Source organism: Pseudonocardia wallangbongensis (assembly GCF_054486945.1).
The window spans coordinates 828,885-849,010 of sequence record NZ_JBRERS010000002.1; the positions used below are offsets into that span (position 1 = coordinate 828,885).

Annotated in this window: 18 protein-coding genes; 6 read left to right on the forward strand and 12 right to left on the reverse strand. The window is 73.9% G+C overall.

Translation table 11 applies throughout. From position 1 onward, the window contains the following. The first annotated feature begins 111 nt into the window (after positions 1 to 111). Positions 112 to 672, forward strand: coding sequence for an AAA family ATPase (locus tag ACU436_RS10300; RefSeq protein ID WP_459023948.1), 561 nt, complete (start codon positions 112 to 114; stop codon positions 670 to 672). Here the strand turns inward: ACU436_RS10300 and ACU436_RS10305 are convergent. Genes ACU436_RS10305 through ACU436_RS10315 form a run of 3 tightly spaced genes read right to left on the reverse strand, consistent with a single transcriptional unit; the run spans position 632 to position 2,412 of the window. Further along, on the reverse strand, positions 632 to 961 hold the full coding sequence (locus ACU436_RS10305; protein ID WP_459023950.1) for a thioredoxin family protein: 330 nt from the start codon (positions 959 to 961) through the stop codon (positions 632 to 634). The genes ACU436_RS10300 and ACU436_RS10305 overlap by 41 nt on opposite strands. Next, positions 961 to 1,341 (reverse strand): MerR family transcriptional regulator, encoded by a 381-nt coding sequence (locus ACU436_RS10310; RefSeq protein ID WP_459023952.1) that lies wholly within the window; start codon positions 1,339 to 1,341, stop codon positions 961 to 963. Before ACU436_RS10310 ends, ACU436_RS10305 begins: the two co-directional genes overlap by 1 nt. A 42-nt stretch (positions 1,342 to 1,383) precedes the next feature. Next, positions 1,384 to 2,412 carry a LacI family DNA-binding transcriptional regulator gene (locus tag ACU436_RS10315; protein WP_459023954.1) on the reverse strand — a complete coding sequence of 343 codons (1,029 nt, stop codon included), beginning with the start codon at positions 2,410 to 2,412 and terminating at the stop codon, positions 1,384 to 1,386. A 154-nt stretch (positions 2,413 to 2,566) separates the two neighbouring features. On the opposite strand from ACU436_RS10315, the gene ACU436_RS10320 reads away from it, so the two are divergent. Genes ACU436_RS10320 through ACU436_RS10335 form a run of 4 tightly spaced genes read left to right on the forward strand, consistent with a single transcriptional unit; the run spans position 2,567 to position 6,899 of the window. Further along, positions 2,567 to 3,634, forward strand: a complete 1,068-nt coding sequence (locus ACU436_RS10320; protein ID WP_459023956.1) for a substrate-binding domain-containing protein — start codon at positions 2,567 to 2,569, stop codon at positions 3,632 to 3,634. 4 nt (positions 3,635 to 3,638) lie between these two features. Then, positions 3,639 to 4,688 (forward strand): ABC transporter permease, encoded by a 1,050-nt coding sequence (locus ACU436_RS10325; RefSeq protein ID WP_459023957.1) that lies wholly within the window; start codon positions 3,639 to 3,641, stop codon positions 4,686 to 4,688. Next, on the forward strand, positions 4,685 to 5,467 hold the full coding sequence (locus ACU436_RS10330; RefSeq protein WP_459023959.1) for an ATP-binding cassette domain-containing protein: 783 nt from the start codon (positions 4,685 to 4,687) through the stop codon (positions 5,465 to 5,467). The genes ACU436_RS10325 and ACU436_RS10330 overlap by 4 nt, the downstream gene beginning before the upstream one ends. 19 nt (positions 5,468 to 5,486) lie before the next feature. Then, complete coding sequence (locus ACU436_RS10335) at positions 5,487 to 6,899, forward strand: M28 family metallopeptidase (RefSeq protein WP_459023961.1); 1,413 nt, start codon at positions 5,487 to 5,489, stop codon at positions 6,897 to 6,899. A 128-nt stretch (positions 6,900 to 7,027) separates the two neighbouring features. On the opposite strand, the gene ACU436_RS10340 is transcribed toward ACU436_RS10335, so the two are convergent. From ACU436_RS10340 to sucC, 9 genes are all read right to left on the reverse strand, one after another. Next, positions 7,028 to 8,893, reverse strand: a complete 1,866-nt coding sequence (locus ACU436_RS10340; protein WP_459023963.1) for a DNA polymerase Y family protein — start codon at positions 8,891 to 8,893, stop codon at positions 7,028 to 7,030. Further along, positions 8,890 to 9,624: a hypothetical protein gene (locus ACU436_RS10345; RefSeq protein ID WP_459023965.1), complete on the reverse strand. Its 735-nt coding sequence runs from the start codon at positions 9,622 to 9,624 to the stop codon at positions 8,890 to 8,892. Before ACU436_RS10345 ends, ACU436_RS10340 begins: the two co-directional genes overlap by 4 nt. A 91-nt stretch (positions 9,625 to 9,715) precedes the next feature. Then, entirely contained in the window at positions 9,716 to 11,269 is a 1,554-nt protein-coding gene (gene purH / locus ACU436_RS10350; RefSeq protein WP_459024326.1) for a bifunctional phosphoribosylaminoimidazolecarboxamide formyltransferase/IMP cyclohydrolase, read from the reverse strand. A gap of 26 nt (positions 11,270 to 11,295) precedes the next feature. Further along, entirely contained in the window at positions 11,296 to 11,943 is a 648-nt protein-coding gene (gene purN / locus ACU436_RS10355) for a phosphoribosylglycinamide formyltransferase (RefSeq protein WP_459023966.1), read from the reverse strand. Positions 11,944 to 12,028: 85 nt separating this feature from the next. Next, entirely contained in the window at positions 12,029 to 13,747 is a 1,719-nt protein-coding gene (locus ACU436_RS10360; protein ID WP_459023968.1) for a cell division protein PerM, read from the reverse strand. Between the two features lie 54 nt (positions 13,748 to 13,801). Next, positions 13,802 to 14,794: a DUF5336 domain-containing protein gene (locus ACU436_RS10365; protein WP_459023970.1), complete on the reverse strand. Its 993-nt coding sequence runs from the start codon at positions 14,792 to 14,794 to the stop codon at positions 13,802 to 13,804. 91 nt (positions 14,795 to 14,885) lie between these two features. Further along, a complete protein-coding gene (locus tag ACU436_RS10370; protein WP_459023971.1) occupies positions 14,886 to 16,421 on the reverse strand; it encodes an ABC-F family ATP-binding cassette domain-containing protein in 1,536 nt (511 codons plus the stop codon). A 268-nt stretch (positions 16,422 to 16,689) separates the two neighbouring features. After that, positions 16,690 to 17,577, reverse strand: a complete 888-nt coding sequence (gene sucD / locus ACU436_RS10375) for a succinate--CoA ligase subunit alpha (RefSeq protein ID WP_459023973.1) — start codon at positions 17,575 to 17,577, stop codon at positions 16,690 to 16,692. Positions 17,578 to 17,580: 3 nt separating this feature from the next. Next, on the reverse strand, positions 17,581 to 18,750 hold the full coding sequence (sucC, locus tag ACU436_RS10380) for an ADP-forming succinate--CoA ligase subunit beta (RefSeq protein ID WP_459023975.1): 1,170 nt from the start codon (positions 18,748 to 18,750) through the stop codon (positions 17,581 to 17,583). A 194-nt stretch (positions 18,751 to 18,944) separates the two neighbouring features. Here sucC and ACU436_RS10385 point away from each other — a divergent pair, with 194 nt between their 5' ends. Beyond that, entirely contained in the window at positions 18,945 to 19,949 is a 1,005-nt protein-coding gene (locus ACU436_RS10385) for an esterase/lipase family protein (protein ID WP_459023976.1), read from the forward strand. Positions 19,950 to 20,126: the final 177 nt, after the last annotated feature.

Consider the following 20,126-nt stretch of genomic DNA (forward strand, 5'->3'; position numbering starts at 1 on the left):
GCACCCGCCTGCACGGCCTTGGCCCGCACGACGTCCGGGAGCTCCACCTCGCGGACCGTAGCGAGCGCGCCCCGCCGCCGCGACGGAGTTCGGGGCTGCCAGGCTGCCTGGATGATCGTCTGGATCGACGGCGCGTTCGGCAGCGGCAAGACGACCCTCGTGGCGGAGCTGCACAGGCAGTGGCCGGAGGCGCTCGTGTTCGACGCGGAACACATCGGCTACGTGTTGCGGGAGATCGTCGAGGTGCCGACCGGCAACTTCCAGGACCTCCCGCTGTGGCGCACCCAGGTGGCCGCCATGGCGATCGGGCTCGTCGAGGAGTACGCACGCCCGCTGCTCGTGCCGATGACGCTGGTGGAGGCCGGCTACGCCGAGGAGATCTTCACCGCGGTGCGCCGGCGCGGCATCGTCCTCCAGCACGTCTACCTGGACGTCCCCGCCGACGAGCTGGCCCGGCGCATCGGTGTGCGCGTCCACGCCCCCGGTGACCCCGCGCGCGAGGCGCGGGTCCGGGCCTGGGGCGTCGCCCAGATCGACCGGTGCGCCGCGGCCCGGGCGCTGCTGCCGCGCGACACCCTCGTGCTCGACGGTCGCCGGCCGGTGGCCGAGCTCGCCGCCGAGGTGCTGGCCCTCAGGCAGGCACCGGGAGGTGCTCGGCGATCGCCCGCATGATCGCCGCCTTCGGCCGCGCCCCGACGACCTGGGTGGCCACCCGCCCACCCACGTAGAGGTTCAGCGTCGGCATCCCGAGCACGCCCGCGGCCCGGGCGGTGCGCGGGTTGGTGTCGACGTCGAGCTCGGCGACGACCAGCTGTCCCGCCAGCTCTTCGGCCAGCTCGTGCAGCACCGGCTTGATCATCTTGCAGGGCGGGCACCAGTCGGCCGTGAAGTCCAGCAGCACCGGCAGCTCGGCGCGCAGCACCAGCTCGTCGAACGTGCCGTCGGACACGGTGATGATCATCAGTTCTCCTCCGAGAAGAAGCAGCATCGTGGGACGGGCGGGTCGCCGAGCTGGGAGACGAGCTCGCGGCGCACGGCGTGCAGCCGGGCGAGCCAGTCGTCCACCTCGGCCAGCTTCCGGCGCTGCACGGCGCGCGAGTCCGCACAGCTCGCGCCCGTCGGGTTGCCGGCACGCAGGCACTCGACGAACGGCCTGGTCTCCTCGAGCGCGAACCCGAGGTCGACCAGCGACCGGATCTCGGCGATGAGCGCCACGTCGCGCTCGTCGTAGTCGCGATAGCCGTTGGCCCGCCGCCGCGCCGCGAGCAGGCCGATCTCCTCGTAGTGCCGCAGCGTCCGGGGGCTCACCCCGGCGCGGCGGCCCAGCTCACCGATCCGCACGAGGACGACGCTAAACCTTGCCGCCGACGGGAACGCCAGCGTTCAGCGGGAGCGGATCTCGCCGGAGCCGCGGCGGATCAGCGCCGTCGGGACCAAGCGGACCGCGGGCGGGCTGGTGTCGCCGCTGATGCGGGCGAACAGCAGGTTGGCGGCCGTCCGTCCGATCGCGGCCGGGTCCTGCGCCACCACGGTGATGCCGGGCGAGAGCAGGTCGGCGAGCAGGACGTCGTCGAACCCGACGAGCGCGACCGACCACTCCGCACCGAGCCGCCGCAGCGCCCGCACCGCGCCGATCGTGATCAGGTTCTGCGCGGTGAACAGGGCGGTGGGCGGGTCGGGTCCGGCGAGCAGGGCGGTGACGGCGCCGTCGGCGTCGGCGGACTCCCGCAGGTCGTGCACCACGAGGCCGGGGTCGAGGGGCCGGCCGAGCGACGCGAGGGCGTCGCGGTAGCCCGCATAGCGGTGCTCGGCGGTGCGGATCGAGCGCCGGTCCCCGAGGAACGCGATCCGCCGGTGCCCGGCCGCGGCGAGGTGCCGCACGCCCTCCGCCGCACCGAGCGCATTGGTGGTGATCACGGAGTCGACGGCGAGGTTGCTCGCTTCCCGGTCCACGCAGACCACCGGGGTGCCCGACGGGAGCTCGTCCGCGAGGTAGGACTGGTCGTCGCCGGCCGGCGCGAGCAGCAGCCCGTCGGCCCGCCGCGCGCCGAACTCGCGGGCCAGCGCCCGCTCCCGCGCCGGGTCCTCGTCGATGCTCGCGGAGAACACGACGACACCCCGCTCGCGCGCCTCGTTCTCCACCGCCCGCTGGACGGCCGCCGAGAACGGGTTGGCGACGTCCTCGAGCAGCAGTGCGATCGCCGACGTCCGGCCGTCGGTGCGCAGGAGGCGGGCACCGTGGTGCGGGCGAAAGCCCAGCTCGTCGATCGCCCGCCGCACCCGGACCGCGAGGGCGGTCGAGACCCCCTGCTCGTCGTTGACCACTCGCGAGACCGTCTTGAGGCTGACGTCGGCGCGCTGAGCGACGTCACGCATGGTCGGGCGGCGGCGCGGCGCCGGGACGGTCTGCACGCTCGCAGCATCGTCCTCCCGCCTTGACATCGTTGTCAGCGTGACCTGTTCGTTACTGGTCGATGTTGGAAACACCCTTGTGGCGGGAGGGTGTCGGACGCCACAGTTCCGACAACGTTGTCCCCCACGTCGACGCTGACGAGAGGTCGTTGCGATGAACCAGGCAGGAACGGCCCGCAGGCGGGCCACCGCGCTCGCCATCGGGGCCGTGGCGGCCCTCGCGCTCACCGCGTGCGGTGGCGGATCCGAGCCGGGCGGCGGAGGAGACGGCGACAAGCCGGTCGTCGGCCTCATCACGAAGACCGACACCAACCCGTTCTTCGTCAAGATGAAGGAAGGCGCCCAGCAGGCGGCCGACGCGGCCGGCGTCGAGCTGCAGAGCTTCGCGGGCCGCCAGGACGGCGACAACGAGACGCAGGTGCAGGCCATCGAGACCCTGATCTCCGCGGGCGCGGCCGGCTTCCTGATCACGCCGAACGACTCGGCGGCGATCGTGCCCACGCTCGACCGTGCGCGGCAGCAGGGCCTGTACGTCATCGCGCTCGACACCCAGACCGAGCCGCCGGACGCCGCCGACGCCACCTTCGCCACCGACAACTTCCAGGCCGGCCTGCTCATCGGACAGTGGGCGAAGTCGAAGTTCGAGGCCGAGGGCAAGCAGGCCCGGATCGCGATGCTCGACCTGTCGCCGAACCGGCCCACCGTCGACGTCCAGCGCGACCAGGGATTCATGCAGGGCTTCGGCATGGATGTGGGCGACCCCGAGCAGATCGGCGACGAGTCCGACCCGCGCATCGTGGGCCACGACGTCACCGACGGCGCCGAGGAGGGCGGCCGCACGGCGATGGAGAACCTGTTGCAGAAGGACCCGACGATCAACCTCGTCTACACGATCAACGAACCGGCCGCTGCCGGCGCGTACGAGGCGATCAAGGCCGCCGGACGCCAGGACGACATCGAGATCGTCTCCGTCGACGGCGGCTGCCCGGGCGTCGACAACGTGAAGGCCGGGATCATCGGGGCCACGTCGCAGCAGTACCCGCTGAAGATGGCGTCGCTGGGCGTCGAGGCACTCGCCGCGCATGCGAGCAGCGGCACGGAGGCGCAGCCCACCTCGGGCAAGGACTTCACCGACACCGGCGTCACGCTCATCACCGACGAGCCGCAGCCGGGCATCGAGTCCCAGGACACCGCGTTCGGTCTCGAGAACTGCTGGGGCTGATCGGATGTCCGACGACAGCCGGGGCCCGGTCGCCACCGCGGCCGCGCCACCGCCCCAGGGGTTCGAGGAGCGGCGGGCCGACACGCCCCTGCAGCGGTTGCAGCACGTCCTGCACGCCCGCCCCATCCTCGGCCCGCTGGCCGTGCTCCTGCTCGCGATCATCGCGTTCTCGCTGGTGAGCGACCGCTTCCTCACAGCGGCCAACCTCGGTCTCGTGATGCAGCAGGTCACGGTGATCGCGGTGCTCGCGCTCGGCCAGACGCTGGTGATCCTCACCGCCGGCATCGACCTCTCCGTCGGCGCGATCGCCGTGTTCTCCTCGATCATCATGGCCAACCTGGCCACCGACCTGGGCATGCCCGGCGTGCTCGCACTGGTGCTCGGGATCGTGTGCGGCACCGCGATGGGGGCCTTCAACGGCTTCCTGGTGACGCGGATCGCGCTCCCACCGTTCATCGTCACGCTGGGCACGCTCTCGATCTTCTTCTCGCTCAACTCGGTGGTGTCCAAGAGCGAGACCGTCCGCGGCACGGACATGCCGTCGATCCTGACGTGGACCGGCATCACGTTCCCGATCGGCGACTTCCGGATCACCTACGGGTCGATCATCATGCTGCTGCTCTTCGCGCTCTTCTACTACGCGCTCGGCTACACCGCGTGGGGCCGGCACGTCTACGCCACGGGCGACGACATCGAGGCCGCCCGGCTGGCCGGCATCCGGACCAACCACGTGCGGTTCTCCGTCTACGTGGTGGCCGGGGTGATCTACGCCATCGGCGCGTGGATCCTGATCGGCCGGCTCGCGTCGGCCAGCCCGAACGTCGGCATCGAGTACAACCTCGACTCCATCACCGCCGTCGTGCTCGGCGGCACCAGCCTCTTCGGCGGCCGCGGCCTCGTGCTCGGCACGCTGATCGGCGCGCTCATCGTCGGCGTGTTCCGCAACGGGCTGCAGCTCGGCGGCGTCGACGTCGTGTGGCAGGGCTTCGCGATCGGCCTGCTGGTGCTCGTCGCCGTCTCCATCGACCAGTGGATCAGGAAGGTCCGCTCATGACCGCCACCGAGCAGCCCGTGCTGCAGGCACGCGGCCTCGTCAAGCGCTACGGGCCGGTCACGGCGCTCGCGAGCGGCGACCTCGAGCTCTACCCCAGCGAGATCCTCGCGATCATCGGGGACAACGGCGCCGGCAAGACCAGCCTGATCAAGGCGCTGTGCGGGGCGCTCATCCCGGACGCCGGCGAGATCCTCCTCGACGGCGAACCGGTGCACTTCCGCAGCCCGATGGACGCCCGCCGCGCCGGGATCGAGACCGTCTACCAGACCCTCGCCGTCGCGCCCGGCCTCGACATCGCCGACAACCTGTTCCTCGGCCGCGAGGAGCGCAAGCCCGGGATCCTCGGCTCGGTGTTCCGGATGCTCGACCGCAAGCACATGCGGTCGGAGGCGAAGCGGCACATGACCGACCTCGGCATCACCACGCTGCAGAACATCGGCCAGGCCGTGGAGAGCCTGTCCGGTGGGCAGCGGCAGGGCGTGGCCGTAGCGCGGTCGGCCGCGTTCGGCAGCAAGGTCGTGATCCTCGACGAGCCGACGGCGGCGCTGGGCGTCAAGGAGGGCAACCGGGTGCTGCAGCTCATCCGGGACGTCCGCGACCGCGGCCTGCCGGTGATCCTCATCAGCCACAACATGCCGCACGTGTTCGAGCTCGCCGACCGGATCCAGATCCAGCGGCTCGGCCGCCGCGCCACGGTGATCACCCCGCAGTCGCACACGATGACCGAAGCGGTGGCGATCATGACGGGGGCGGCGGAACCTCCCCCGCCCGTGGCCTGAAAGAGGCAGACTGCCCCGCATGCGGACCGTGCGCGCCCTGGTACTCGTTGCGATCACGGCGGTGGCGTGCGGCGCACCGGGCGCCACCCCACCCGCGCCGCCGGCACCCGATCCGGCCCTGCCGTCCCGGCTGGTCGAGCAGGTCACCGGGGACGGCGCGCTGACGCACCTCACCGAGCTGCAGCGCATCGCCGACACGCACGGCGGCAACCGGGCGCTCGGCACGCCCGGCTACGACGCGAGCGTCGACCACGTCGCCGGGGTGCTGCGCGGCGCGGGCTACGACGTGCAGACGCCGACGTTCACCGCACGGCGGTTCGACGCGCAGCGGGAGCAGCTCGTGGTCGGTGGCGGGCCGGTGGCGGTCTCGGCGCTCACCTTCTCGCCGACCACGCCGGAGGGCGGCGTCACCGGGCCCCTCACCCTGATGGTCGGCGAGGGCTGCAACCCGGCCGACGCCTCGGCCGTGACACCCGGGTCCGTGGCCCTCGTCCGGCGGGGCACGTGCACGTTCGCCCAGAAGGCCACGCACGCCGCCACGGCCGGCGCCACCGGCCTCATCGTGATCAACAACGAGGACGAGCCTCTGGAGGACGGCACCCTCGGTGAGGCCGCGACCGGGGTGGTGCCCACCGGCGGCGTGTCCCGGTCGGCGGGCGACGCGCTGGCCGGCCGGGCCGGAGCACCCGTCACGCTGACGCTGGTGACCACCACCCAGGAGACCCAGAGCCGCAACGTGATCGCCCAGACCCGCACCGGCAACCCGGACGAGGTGGTCGTCGCGGGCGCGCACCTCGACTCCGTGCCCGAAGGGCCGGGCATCAACGACAACGGCTCCGGCGTGGCCACGCTGCTGGAGACGGCCGTCCACCTCGGCGCGACGCCGCCGGTGACGAACGCCGTGCGGTTCGCCTTCTGGGGTGCCGAGGAGGTCGGGCTCGTGGGCTCGACCGCGTACGTGCAGGGGCTCCCCGAGGAGGAACGCAACCGCATCGCGCTCTACCTGAACCTCGACATGGTCGCCTCGCCGAACACCGGCTACCTCGTCTACGACGGCGACGACTCCGACCACGAGGGGGACGGCCCCGGCCCGCCCGGCTCGGCCGCCGTCGAGCGCGCGCTCGTGGAAGGCCTGGCCACGGCGGGTGTGCAAGCAGCCGGCACCGACTTCAGCGGCCGCTCCGACTACGGCCCGTTCATCGAGCGGGGCATCCCCTCCGGCGGGCTGTTCACCGGCGCGGAGGAGACCAAGTCGGCCGAGGAGGCGCAACGCTGGGGCGGCACCGGGGGCGAGGCGTACGACCCCTGCTACCACCAGGCCTGCGACCGCCTGGACACGCTCGACCGCACCGCGCTCGACCGCAACGTCGACGCCCTCGCCGCCACGGTGGCCCGCTTCGCGCTCTCGACGGACGAGCTCGCGAAAGGCTGACCAGCCGCGAGAGGGGCCGCTTCACACATCCCGGACCGGCTTCGCACAAGGCCGGCCCCAGGCCGGCCCTGTGCGAAGTCGGTCTCAGGTGTGTGAAGTCGCCGGTGACGGCGCTGCGCAAGCCGGGGTCAGTCGTACTCGCCGATGACCCACCACCTCCCCTCCCGGTGCAGGAGCAGCAGCGCCTCGCCATCCCGCAGGCGGACCTGCAGGCGGCTGGCCTCCGCACTGCCCGCCGCCCACCAGCGCTGCCGCACCGGCCACGGCCCGGCCCACCCCTGCACCTGCCGCGGATCACCGCCGTCGACCGCGACGGATGCCGGCAGCCCGAAGAGCAGGTCGGGCGCGCGGAGCAGGACCGGGCTCCCGTCGGCGCCGGTCAGCTCGGCCGGGAGGGGTTGTGGCGGCACCGTGGCCGGTGATGGTGCGGGGAGCCGACCCGGCCACGACGGCGGTGGCTCGCGCGGCGCGGCGCGGCCGGCGGGGCGGCGGGGCGGCGGGACCCGCCGCCGCCGGTTGGTGGTGCGCATGCGCTCCGCCTCGGGCAGGTCGGCCGCGGAGACCCGGCCGGTGCTGCGCACGACGTCCTCCGGCCAGCCGGCCGGCGCGACGAGCGGCCCGGAACTCGCCCACGTGCGCACCTCACCCGTTGGACGAACGGCACTCTTGTCCGATAGAGCGGGACGAGGGTGCCGTTCGTGCACCTCGGTGCCGGGAGCGGGGAGGCCCAGGTCCCGGTCGTCGCCCCACGGGACGAACCGGACCTGCTCCGCCGGGTCCCGCCCGCCCACCAGCACGGCGGTGACCACGGCCTCCGGTCCGAGCAGCGCCTGCACCCGCACCAGCGCTCGCCCGGCGCGCTCCCCCGCCTCCCCGACGTCACCCCACAGGCCCAGCTGCAGGGCACCCGCCGTGACGGTCTCCTCCGGGACGAGCCGGAGCCGGGCCACCGCGCCGCCCGCGTCGTCCGGCACGTCCCCGGAGCGGCGGCGCCGGGTGAGCCAGGCGTCCAGCTGCCACCGGACGCGGTCGACGGTGCCGGCCGGGGTGAGCGGCTCGGCGCACCGCCAGATCCGGTGCAGCTCCTCCCCACCCACCGTGTGCGCGGCGACCCCGAGCCGGGTGCACGAGAGGCCGTGCGAGGCCAACGTGCGGTGCAGCCGCTCGGCGAGCGCGCGGGCGGCGAAGGCGGCGGCATCGACCCGGTCGACGGGAGGGTCCAGCTCGACCTCGACGGTGAGCTCCTCCGGCGGGGCGCGGCGCACCGGCGGGCGCGGGTCGAGGCCGCGGGCGAGCCGGTGGCAGTGCACGGCGTCGGCCCCGAACCGGGAGGCGACGTCCTCGGCGTCGAGCCTGGCGAACGCCCCCAGGCTGCGCAGCCCCAGCCTGCGCAGCAGCCCGACCAGCTCGGAGCGGTCGACGTCGGGCTCGCGGTCCAGCTCCTCGACACCGAGCGGGGCCAGGAAGGCCGGGGTGTCGCCCGGTGCGACGGCCAGGGCCCGCCGGGCCGCGAGCACCGCGGCGAACAGCCCGTCGGCCACCCCCACCTGGCTCTCGACGGCGGCGCGGGCGGCGGCCTGGTCGACGAGGGCCTCCGCGGCCTCCTGCTCCCCGCCGAACCAGCTCACCGGCCCCTTCGCCGCCAGCGCCACCAGCCCGGGCCGGACCACCTCCACCCCCGGTGCCAGCTCCTCGACGGCGGCGACGACCGGCTCGAACGCACGGGCGTCGCGGTCGGGGTCGCGATCGAGCACCGCGAGGTCGGGGCACCGCGCCTGCGCCTCCCGCCTGCGCAACCCGCGCCGCACCCCCTGCGCCCTGGCGACCGCCGAGCACGCCAGCACCCGGTTGGCGACGACCACCGCCGCGGGCCGGTGGGGTGGGACGTGCGCCGCCATGGCCGCCGCGGTGACCGGCCAGTCGGGCGACCACAGCGCGAGCACGCGCGCGGCCCCGGCCGGCTCGGCGCCGTCATGCGTGCCGGCCGCCCTCATCCGGCCACCTGCTCGATGTCCGGCACGGCGACCGCGGGTACGACTCTCTCCGGGACCGCCGCCACCGCACCCCCGGGCGCCGGCAGCAGCAGCCCCGCCGACCGCCCACCGGGTGCGACACCCCGCCCGCGCACCCGCAGCCGCACCTGCCGCTCCCTCAGCCGCCCGGCCCCGGGCCCCAGCCCTTGCCAGCCGGCGTCGGTGCAGCTCAGCTCCAGGTCGGCACCCGGCCATGCCCCGAACGCCACCAGTACCGCGCCCCGCTGCCGGGCCCGTGCGGCCAGCCGCTGCCGCTCGGCCGCACGCACCCCGGCCCGCTCCGCGCCCGCCACCGCCACGACGTCCATCCCGTCGATCAGGGCGATGGTGACGGCCATGAGGTCGGGCCCCGGCTCGGGGACCAGCGCGAGCCGTTCCAGCCGCACCCCGGCCTCGGCCGCCGCCACCAGCCCGAGCCCAGGCCGGCCGACCACGGCCGCCCACGCCCCGTCGGCCGACGCCTCCGCGAGCAGCGCGAGCAGCAACGACGTGGCGGCGGGGGCGCGCGGGAGGGCGACCGTGGACCCGCGCCGCAGCCCACCCGCGGGCAGCAGCCGCGCCAGCGGCTCGGCCACCGGGAGCACCCGGCCGTCGGGCTCGGGCGCCGGCCGGACCACCGCCGACCGGTCCTCCATGCGCCGCAGCAGCCCGCGGGCGAGCTCGAGCCGATCAGCGACAACAGGTGCACCCACACACGCCTCCCCAACATCCAAGCCGCGGGGAAGGCGGCAATTCGAACGCGTGTTCGATACTACTGGAAGATGCGCGGGCCGCTCAAGGCTCTCAGTGGGCGAAGTGGCGGGTGCCCGTGAAGTACATCGACACGCCCGCCGCGGCCGCGGCGTCGATCGACAGCTGGTCGCGCACCGAACCACCCGGCTGCACGACGGCCCGCACGCCCGCCTCGAGCAGCACCTCGAGGCCGTCGGCGAACGGGAAGTACGCGTCGGACGCCGCGACCGAACCGCGGGCGCGGTCACCGGCGCGCTGCACCGCGAGCCGGCACGAGTCGACGCGGTTGACCTGTCCCATCCCGATCCCGACGGCGGCGCCGCCGGACGCGAGCAGGATCGCGTTCGACTTCACCGACCGGCAGGCCCGCCACGCGAACGCCAGGTCGGCAAGCACATCGGCCGGCGCCGGCTCGCCGGTGGCGAGGGTCCAAATGGCGGGATCGTCCCCGGTGGCGTCCAGCGCGTCGCGCTGCTGGACCAGCAGGCCGCCCGAGACCGGCCGCAGCTCCGCGCCCCGCCGCTCGACGGCGGCCGGCAGCCGCAGCACCCGGACGTTCTTCTTCTGCGTGAGCACCTCGAGCGCACCGTCCGCATAGCCGGGCGCGACCACGACCTCGGTGAACACCTCGGCGACCTGCTCCGCCATCGTGACGCTGACCTCGGTGTTCGTCGCGATCACACCCCCGAACGCGCTGACGGGGTCGGTGGCGTGAGCCAGCCGGTGCGCCCCGGCGACATCCGCACCGACCGCGATGCCGCACGGGTTGGCGTGCTTGATGATCGCGACGCACGCAGCGTCGTGGTCGTGCGCGGCGCGCCAGGCGGCGTCGGCGTCGACGTAGTTGTTGTACGACATCTCCTTGCCGTGCAGCTGCTCCGCGGCCGCGAGGCCGGGCCGGCCGGAGACGTACAACGCGGCCTGCTGGTGCGGGTTCTCGCCGTAGCGCAGGGTGGAGGCGCGGTCCCAGGTGGCACCGACCCAGGAGGGGAACGCCCCCTCCTCCTCGGGCGCGAGGACGTTGCCCATCCAGGACGCCACGGCGACGTCGTACGTGGCGGTGTGCCGGAACGCCGCCGCCGCGAGCCGCTGCCGGTCCTCGAGCTCGAAGCCGCCGTTCTTGACCTGCTCGAGCGCCCACTCGTACCGCGCGGGCTCGACGACGACGGCCATGCTGCCGTGGTTCTTCGCCGAGGCGCGGACCATCGCGGGCCCACCGATGTCGATCTGCTCGACGCACTCGGCGGGCGTGGCCCCCGACGCCACCGTCTCGGTGAACGGGTAGAGGTTCGACACGAGCAGCTCGAACGGCGCGATCTCGAGCTCCTCGAGCTGGGCCACGTGCGCCGGATTGTCCGTGTCGGCGAGCAGGCCGGCGTGCACCCGGGGGTGGAGCGTCTTCACCCGGCCGTCCAGGCACTCCGGGAACCCGGTGAGCTGCTCGACCGGCATGACGGGCACCCCGGCGTCGGCGATCCGCTGCGCCGTGGTGCCGGTGGAGACGATCTCGACGCCGAGGGCGTGCAGGCCCGCGGCCAGCTCGGTGAGACCCGCCTTGTCGTAGACGCTGATCAGGGCTCGCCGCACCGGCTTGCGCTCACTCAGCGCTGATGGTTCGCTCGCAAGCTCGCTCACGGGATGGTCACCTCTCGTCCGGTCACGGTGGCCCCTTCCCGGGCCAGCGCGGCGACGGCGCCGACCAGCAACCGCCGCTCCTCGATCTTGATGCGTTCGTGCAGCGTGTCGACGGTGTCGCCGGGCTCGACGGGCACCGCGCCCTGGGCGAGCACCGGGCCGGTGTCCACGCCGTCGTCGACGATGTGCACCGTGGCGCCGGTGACCTTCACGCCGTAGGCCAGGGCGTCGGCCACGCCGCGGACGCCGGGGAACGCCGGCAGCAGCGCGGGATGAGTGTTGATCATCGGGGTGCCGACGACCGCGAGGAAACCCGGACCGAGGATCTTCATGAAGCCCGCGCTCACCACGAGATCGGGGCGGTGCGCGGCGACGGCCTCGGCCATCGCGGCGTCCCAGGCAGCCCGGTCGGGGTGGTCGGGGACCCGGGTCGTGAACGTCGCGACACCGGCGCGCCGTGCGCGGGCGAGGCCCTCGATGCCGTCGCGGTCGGCCCCGACGGCCACCACCCGCGCCGGGTAACCGGGTTCGGCGGCGGCGTCGAGCAGCGCCTGCAGGAGCGAACCCGTGCCCGACACGAGCACGACGACCCGGGCCGGCACGGGGATCTCGACCCGGTACGAACGGCTCGGGGACGCGGGCACGCAGCAGCTCCTCGACGGGTCGGGGGAATCGCGGATGACGTGTCCAGGGTAGGCCGCGGTGCAGGTCACACCGCCTTCGGACCCGTCACTCGCCCCCGGGAGGGCGCTCGCCCGCCTCCTCCTCGGCGCGCTGGGCGACGAGGTCGGCAACGGTCTGCGGGCGTCGCTGTTCCGGAACGTCCGCGGGCTCCGCCACCTGCGGCTCGGTCCGCCGCCACCACCGGCGGCGCACCCGCTCCGGAGAACGCCGGGCGGCCGGCACGCGGCGCGGCGCGGCGCGCTCGGCGGAGCCGCCCCGGTCGGCGGTGTCGGCGGTATCGGTGGGGTCGCCGCCCCGGCGGCGCTGCGCACCGGGCGCGGGCTCTCCTCCGTCATCGGGGTCGCCGGAACCACCCACCCCGTCCCCGGTGTCCCCGGTGTCCTCGTCCTGCTCCGGCGCCGTGTCGGCCGGCTCCTCGCCGGTCTCCTCCACTCTGTCGGCCGGGCTCTCGACCGGCCCGCCCGCCTCGTCGTCCTCGGCGCGCCCGCCTCCGCCCTCGGGCTCTCCCGTACCGTCGCCGCCCGGCGCACCGGCGCCCCCGGCCGGCGCGCCCGGCCGGGTGCGGTCGCGGTAGGCGCGTCCCTGGGCCGACCGGAGCACCGCGACCAGCATGATGGGCACCCCCACCCACAGCAGCACCGCCGGCACCAGCAGCGCGACCGGCAGCCGCACCGGGTCGAACGGCCCGGTGGCCAGGCGGCCGCCGGTCAGGATCGCGAGCATCCCGATCACGACGGCGGTGGCGACGGCGGTGGCGAGGGCCGCCGAGAACCGGTAGTGGACGGGCGCAGCGCGCCGGCACGCGGTGCCGGCGAGCAGGCCGACGCCGATCGGCAGCACGAACACCGTGAGCGCCCACACCGGCGGCACGCCGCTCGGCAGCGCCGCGAGCAGCGGGAAGCTCGACGGGGCCGACGTGTTCGTGACGAACGGTGACGCGGTGGCCGCGCCGATCGTGATCCCCGGGCCGAGAGCCCAGCTGACGCCACCGACCACGGCGTTGGGCAGGTAGGCGATCGCCAGGAAGGTGACGCCGACCCCGGCCCCGAAGCCGGGGGCCAGCCGCGAGTAGGCCGACGCCACCGCGCCCGCCTGCACGGCCAGGCCCACCAGCAGGACGGCAGAGCCGGTGCAGGCGAGCCCGGTGAGTGCCACCGCCGTGCCGCGCATGGCCGGGCGCAGCCACGGGGGCAGGCCGGCCGCCAGGTCGGCGGGCAACCCGCACACCCGCACCACACCGGCGGCGGCCGCGAACCCGGCCACCAGCCCGCCTCCCAGCATCGCCGACCACGGCGCCACCGCGACCTCCGCCGCCCGCGGGAGCAACGCGCTCCCGAGGACCGCGACCGCGGCGTGGGCTCCGGCGACGGCCGCGAGCACGGCGCCGGCATCGTGCCGGGGCCGGCAACCGAGCCGGCGCACCGTCCAGCCCGCTCCCAGCGCGATCACGGCGGCGACACCGGCGGTCGGCAGCAGGGGCAGCACGCTGAGCGGCTGACCCTCCAGCACGAGCGGGATCTGGTGCGCCGCGAGCCAGAGCGGGATCGCCGCGGCGAACGCGCCGTCGAACGAGACCGCGCCGCCCGCCGTGAAGATCACCACCGCGGCGGCGGGAACGAGCAAGGCGTAGCTGAGCAGGACGGTGCCCATCGCCCCGGCCAGCAGCAGCCGCAGCCGGTCGAGGCCTTCGACCCCGCTCCGGTCGGACCCGGGCTCCGGATCGGGCGCTTCATCGTGGTCGGTGCCGGCGAGGGTGCGCGTCACCCGCTCAGGGTCGCAGCGCTACTCGCCCGGGTGGAGCAGGCTCGCCGAGGCCGGCTAGCCGGGGTTGTTGGACGGGCCGTTCTGGCCGGGCTGGCGCTCGACGGGTTGCTTGATGATCCGGGTCTGGTCGACGTCGGTCTTGTCGGCGTCGCCGTTCTCCGGCCGGGCCGGTGCCGGCGTCTGCGGGATGGCGGTCGTGGGCTCGCCCTGGGGAACGGGGGTGCCGGGGGCGCCCGGGGTGTCGCCGCCCTCCGTGGAACCGCCGTACCAGCTCGGCGCCGCGCCCGCGGGGCGCGCACCGGGTTGTTCGCCCTGGCCCCAGGGGCCCTGCGGCTGCTGCTGCCCGTAGCTGCCGGGCGCCCCGTAACCCGGCTGCTGGCCGTACCCCGGCTGCTGGCCGTACTGCCCGGGCTGCTGGCCGAAGCCGGGTGCCCCGTAGCCCTGCTGTCCGTACCCCGGCTGGGCCCCGTACTGCCCGTAGCCCGGCTGCTGGCCGTACCCCGGCGGGTACTGGCCGTAGCCACCCGGCTGGCCGTAGCCCTGCGGCGCACGGGGCCGCGGAGCGGGCGCCTTGACCAGGCCCGCGTCGAGCAGCACGGCCCCGATCACGGCCACCGACTGGAGGAACGCCAGCACCAACGCGATGATCGCGGGGGTGGACGCGCCACCCTGGGTCACGGCCTGCAGCAGGAACAACGTGCCGGTGACGACGGTCACCGCGGCGGGCACGAGCACGCGCCCCACCCTGGGCAGCAGGGCCGCACCCGCGAGCAACCCGCCACCGAGCAGCAGGAAGCCGATGAGGCTGCCCGAGAGCCCGAGCTCGACGAAGCTGAGCACGTAGATCACGAGACCGAGCCCGGCGGTGGCGAGCACCAGCAGGCGGGCCGGGCCTGGCGCGAGCTGAGGCGCCTCCGATGTGGCGGTCGCCGATTCCGGGCTCGAGGCGGCGGCTGCCGGCGATCCGGACGCCTGCGGAGCCGACGGGGCCGGCGATGCGGACGGCACGGACTGCCCTGGGCCCTGGGCCCCCGGCTGCTGGCTCATGAAGATCTCCCTCCGTTGCGGACTCCCGCGGTCCGGCGCAGGCGGTGAAACGAACGTAGTCCATCGATCGTGCCCCGGCCCGGTAGGGCGATCAGCGCTGCGGGCCGGCGACCTCGTGCAGCTCGCCGTCGACGCTCCACCACCGGGAACATCCGATCCGGTGCAGGAACGGCACGTCGTGGCTCGCGACGACGAGCGCTCCGCGGAGCGCGGCCAGCGCCTCGGTCAGCCGTTCGACGCTGTCCAGATCTAGGTTGTTCGTCGGCTCGTCGAGCAGCAGGAGCTGCGGCGGCGGATCGGCGAGCAGCAGCCGGGCCAGCACCACCCGGAACCGCTCACCGCCCGACAACGTGCCCGCCCGCTGATCGACGGTGTCCCCTTGCACGCGGAACCGGGCCAGACCTGCCCGCACGTACCCGGGCGGGACGGCGGGCGCCGCGGCACCCACGTTGTCGAGCACCGACGCGTCGTCGTCGAGCACGTCCAGCCGTTGAGGCAGGTGGGCGTGCGGGACGGCCGGCCCGAGGCGGCGCAGCAGCGTGGTCTTTCCGCTGCCGTTCGCGCCGAGCAGGCCGATCCGCTCGGGGCCGCGGACGGTGAGACCGTCGACCTCGACCACCGTCCGGCCTGCCGGCACGGCCGTCCCGGGCAGGTCGACCCGGATCCGGTCGTCGTCCCGGACGGCCCCCTCGGCGGCACGCAGCTCCCGGCGCGCGCCGGCGAGCCGCTGCTCGTGCATGATCCGGTGCTTGCCCGCCGAGACCTGCGCCTCCTGCCGGCGCTGGTTCATGATGACCTTGGGACGGCGCTTGTTGGCGTGGTCCGTGTTCGCGTAGCGGACGCGCCGGGCCAGCTTGGTCCGCGCCTCCACGAGCTGGCGCTGCTCGCGCCGCAGGTCCGCCTCGGCCACCCGGACGAGCCGCCGCGCCGTCTCCTGCTCGGCGGACAGCTGCGCCTCGTACTCCGAGAGCGTGCCACCGAACAGGCGCACCGCGCCGTCGCGCAGCTCGGCGATCCCGTCCACGAGCTCGAGCAGCTCCCGGTCGTGGCTCACGACGAGCAGCACGCCCGGCCACGTCGCCACGGCCGCGTGGAGCACCTCCCTGGCCCGGCGGTCGAGGTTGTTGGTCGGCTCGTCGAGCAGCGTGATCGCGGGCCGGCGCAGGAGCAGGCCGGCCAACCCGGTGAGCACCGCCTCGCCGCCGGAGAGCGTGCCGGCAGCGCGGTCGAGGTCCGTCGGCAGGCCGAGGCGGGAGAGCTCCGCGACGGCGCGTTCCTCGACGTCCCACCAGTCCCCGACGCCCGCGACCGCCGCCGCGTCCCCCGCCTCGACGGCGTGCAGCGCGGCTCGCCGCTCGGCGATCCCCAGCAGCTCGGCGACCGTGCGCCCGGCGTCGAGGGCAACCTCCTGGGGCAGGTGACCCACGTTCCCGGCGGCGGTGACCGTGCCACCGGTGGGGGCGAGCCGGCCCGCGACGAGCCGCAGGAGGGTGGACTTGCCGGACCCGTTGGCCCCGACGAGGCCCGTGCGGCCGGCGCCGAACGCGACGTCGAGATCGCGCAGCACCGGGGAGCCGTCCGGCCAGGAGAACGACAGGCCGGAACAGACGATGGCGGGGGATGACATGTGACGACACCTCGCGGACGAGCCGGAACCCGCCGGGCAGAGCCTCGGACGCGGGCGGGGAGGTGTCAGCTGCGCACGGAGGAGAGGCTACGCGCGATCACCCTCAAACGCAACACAGGTCGCGTTAAGCGCATGCCTCCTCATTGCAGCAAAGCCACTTCCCTGCAACGTGGTTGCGGGAAAGTGGCTGCGCTTTCCCCGGGGAGCCACCGCCTTGCTTCGCTGCGGCGGCGGCTTCCCGGAAGTGCGTTTGGGCTGCAGCCGAGACCTACTGGGCGGCGAGGATGTCCTTCATCAGCTGGGCGGTCTCGCTGGGGGTCTTGCCGACCTTCACCCCGGCGGCCTCCAGCGCGTCCTTCTTGGCCTGGGCGGTGCCGGCCGAGCCGGACACGATCGCCCCGGCATGCCCCATGGTCTTGCCCTCCGGGGCGGTGAACCCGGCCACGTAACCCACGACCGGCTTGGACACGCTGGCCTTGATGTAGTCCGCGGCCCGCTCCTCCGCGTCCCCACCGATCTCACCGATCATCACGATCGCCCTCGTGTCCGGGTCGGCCTCGAACGCCTCCAACGCATCGATGTGCGTGGTCCCGATCACCGGGTCCCCACCGATCCCGATCGCCGTGGAGAACCCGAACTCCCGCAACTCGTACATCATCTGATAGGTCAACGTGCCCGACTTCGACACCAGCCCGATCGGGCCCGCACCCGCGATGTCGGCCGGGATGATCCCCGCGTTCGACTTCCCCGGCGAGATGACACCGGGGCAGTTCGGGCCGATGATCCGCGTCTTGTTCCCCTTGGCACCCGCGTGGGCCCAGAAGTAGGCGGAGTCGTGCACCGGGATGCCCTCGGTGATCACCACCGCCAGCGGGATCTCGGCGTCGATCGCCTCGATCACCGCGTCCTTGGCGAACCGCGGCGGCACGAACACGACGCTCACGTCCGCGCCGGTCTCCTTCATGGCCTCCTCGACGGTGCCGAACACCGTGAGGTCCTTCCCGCCGATCGTGACGGTGGAACCGGCCTTGCGGGCGTTCACGCCGCCGACGATGTTCGTGCCGGCCGCCAGCATCTTGGTGCTGTGCTTGGTGCCCTCACCGCCGGTGATGCCCTGGACGATGACCTTGCTGTTCTCGTTGAGGAAGATCGACATGGGTCAGGCTCCCGCCGCTGCCAGCTCGGCGGCCTTGTCGGCCGCGTTGTCCATCGTGTCCACCTGGGTGACCAGCGGGTGGTTCGCCTCGTCGAGGATCCGGCGGCCCTCGACGACGTTGTTGCCGTCCAGCCGCACCACCAGCGGCTTGGTAGCCGCGTCACCGAGGATCCCCAGCGCCTCGACGATGCCGTTGGCCACCGCGTCACACGCGGTGATCCCACCGAACACGTTCACGAACACGCTCTTGACCGCCGGGTCACCCAGGATCACGTCCAGACCCGCGGCCATCACCTCCGCCGACGCACCACCACCGATGTCCAGGAAGTTCGCCGGCTTCACCCCGCCGTGGCGCTCACCCGCGTACGCGACCACGTCCAGCGTCGACATCACCAACCCGGCACCGTTGCCGATGATCCCGACCTCACCGTCGAGCTTGACGTAGTTGAGGTCCTTCGCCTTCGCCTTCGCCTCCAGCGGGTCCTCGGTGCGCTGGTCCACCAGGTCCGCGTGACCCGGGTGCCGGAAGGCGGCGTTGCCGTCCAGCGTCACCTTGCCGTCGAGCGCGACGACCTTGCCCTGCGGGTCGCGCACCAGCGGGTTGACCTCGACCAGCGTGGCGTCCTCGGAGACGAACGTCTCCCACAGCTTGACGATCACGTCGGCAGCCTGGTCGGCCACCGCGGCCGGGATCTTGCCCTTGGCGACGATCTCGTCGGCCTTCGCGCGGTCGACCCCGGCGATCGCGTCGACGGGCACGCGCGCCAGCGCCTCCGGGCGCTCCACGGCCAGCTGCTCGATCTCCATGCCGCCCTCGGCGGAACACATCGCGAGGAACGTGCGGTTCGAACGGTCCAGCAGGAACGAGAAGTAGTACTCCTCGGCGATGTCACTGGCCTCCGTGACCAGCACCTGGTGCACCGTGTGGCCCTTGATGTCCATGCCGAGGATCGCGGAGGCCTTCTCCTTCGCCTCCTCCGGCGTCTCGGCGAGCTTCACGCCGCCGGCCTTGCCTCGCCCACCGGTCTTCACCTGGGCCTTCACCACGACGGCAGTGCCGATCTCGGCGGCGACGACGCCCGCCTCCTCCGCCGTGTCGACCGTGCGTCCCGGCAGGACCGGCACTCCGTGCGTGGCGAAGACTTCCTTCGCCTGGTACTCGTAGAGGTCCACTCGGGTCTCCCTGCCCACTCCGCTGTGCGTCGCGGGCCGCCTGGCCCGCGAAATCCGCTGCCGCGCCGACCATAGCGACGCGCCCCGAACCCACTCTGACCTGGTCCGGTGACGGCAGTCACCCTGCAGCGCCACCGTTGCAGCGACGGATCTCAGAACGGGCGGTAACGGCGTTCCTCACCTACCGTTCTCCCATGGCGCTGGTCCATGCAGGGGTGGACCGCCTGGCTCAGGTGGCCGGTGCGGCACACACCGCTGCGGTGGACGTCACCCGCGCCGGCGCCTACGCCGCTCGGACGTTCGGCAGCCCGGCCGGTATCCGCGGGCTCGCGGTGGAATGGGCATGGCTCACCGCGCATCTCGCCGTCTACCCGGCCGGGCTCGTGCACACGCAGCTGCACGCCCCCGCCGGCCATCGCACCGACCCGCTGCCCCCGCTGCACCGCAGCCTCGTGGTCACCGACGTCGAGGCGGCCGGCACCCCGATCCTGCTGCTGCACGGGATCATGGACAACCGATCGGTGTTCACGGTGTTCCGGCGGGCGTTGCGTCGCCGGGGGTTCGGCGTCGTGCACGCGGTGAACTACAGCGTGTTCACCGAGGACATCCGCACGGCGGCGCGCCGGCTGCACGAGCAGGTCGAGGAGGTGCGCGAGCTCGCAGGCGCGGAGCGGATCCACATCGTCGGTCACTCGCTCGGCGGGATGATCGCCCGCTACTACGTGCAGCGGATGGGCGGCAGCGCCGCCGTCGACACGCTCGTCACGCTCGGCAGCCCGCACGGCGGCACGCTGGCCGCCCACCTGCTCCCCACGCCGCTCGCCCGCCAGCTCCGTCCCGGGTCGGACGTGATCGCCGAGCTCGCCGAACCGGCACCGTCCTGCGACACGCGTTTCCTCGTGGTGTGGAGCCGGATGGACCAGCTGGTCCTGCCACAGCGCAACGGCCGGCTGCGGCATCCCGACCTGGATGTGGAGGAGCTGGAGATACGTGACGTCGGTCACTTGTCACTCCCGATCGACCGGCGGACAGTGCACTGGGTAGCCGGCGCCTTGGGCCGAACGGCCCGGTCTATTCACCCGTTCCGCCCAGGTCAGCCCCACCCGCGGGCTACTTTCGAACGCTCCGCAGTCGCGTGTCACCCGGATTCTGACGCTCCGTCGATGACCCCACCACGCCGTGCGAGAAGTTGCCGGTAGCGGACTAGCCTCGCTACCGTCCCTCGGTCCGTGTCACAGACCGATCACGGCGGCACAGGTGGCGCCCCCCGAGCGCCACCGCGGGATCCCCAGCCCGCGCCGCCGGGTCCGCGACTCGGCACCCCGGTCAGTCGAGAAGGGCAGGTCTTGGCGCGCCACCGCTCCCCCAGCGGCGCC

Excerpts from the sequence above, each read along its gene's own strand:
- ACU436_RS10320 (WP_459023956.1), top strand. The coding sequence starts at position 2,567 with ATGAACCAGGCAGGAACGGCCCGCAGGCGGGCCACCGCGCTCGCCATC.
- ACU436_RS10335 (WP_459023961.1), top strand. The coding sequence starts at position 5,487 with ATGCGGACCGTGCGCGCCCTGGTACTCGTTGCGATCACGGCGGTGGCG.
- ACU436_RS10305 (WP_459023950.1), bottom strand. The coding sequence starts at position 961 with ATGATCATCACCGTGTCCGACGGCACGTTCGACGAGCTGGTGCTGCGC.
- ACU436_RS10340 (WP_459023963.1), bottom strand. The coding sequence starts at position 8,893 with ATGAGGGCGGCCGGCACGCATGACGGCGCCGAGCCGGCCGGGGCCGCG.
- ACU436_RS10365 (WP_459023970.1), bottom strand. The coding sequence starts at position 14,794 with ATGAGCCAGCAGCCGGGGGCCCAGGGCCCAGGGCAGTCCGTGCCGTCC.
- sucD (WP_459023973.1), bottom strand. The coding sequence starts at position 17,577 with ATGTCGATCTTCCTCAACGAGAACAGCAAGGTCATCGTCCAGGGCATC.
- ACU436_RS10385 (WP_459023976.1), top strand. The coding sequence starts at position 18,945 with ATGGCGCTGGTCCATGCAGGGGTGGACCGCCTGGCTCAGGTGGCCGGT.
- ACU436_RS10300 (WP_459023948.1), top strand. The coding sequence starts at position 112 with ATGATCGTCTGGATCGACGGCGCGTTCGGCAGCGGCAAGACGACCCTC.
- ACU436_RS10330 (WP_459023959.1), top strand. The coding sequence starts at position 4,685 with ATGACCGCCACCGAGCAGCCCGTGCTGCAGGCACGCGGCCTCGTCAAG.
- ACU436_RS10370 (WP_459023971.1), bottom strand. The coding sequence starts at position 16,421 with ATGTCATCCCCCGCCATCGTCTGTTCCGGCCTGTCGTTCTCCTGGCCG.
- ACU436_RS10325 (WP_459023957.1), top strand. The coding sequence starts at position 3,639 with ATGTCCGACGACAGCCGGGGCCCGGTCGCCACCGCGGCCGCGCCACCG.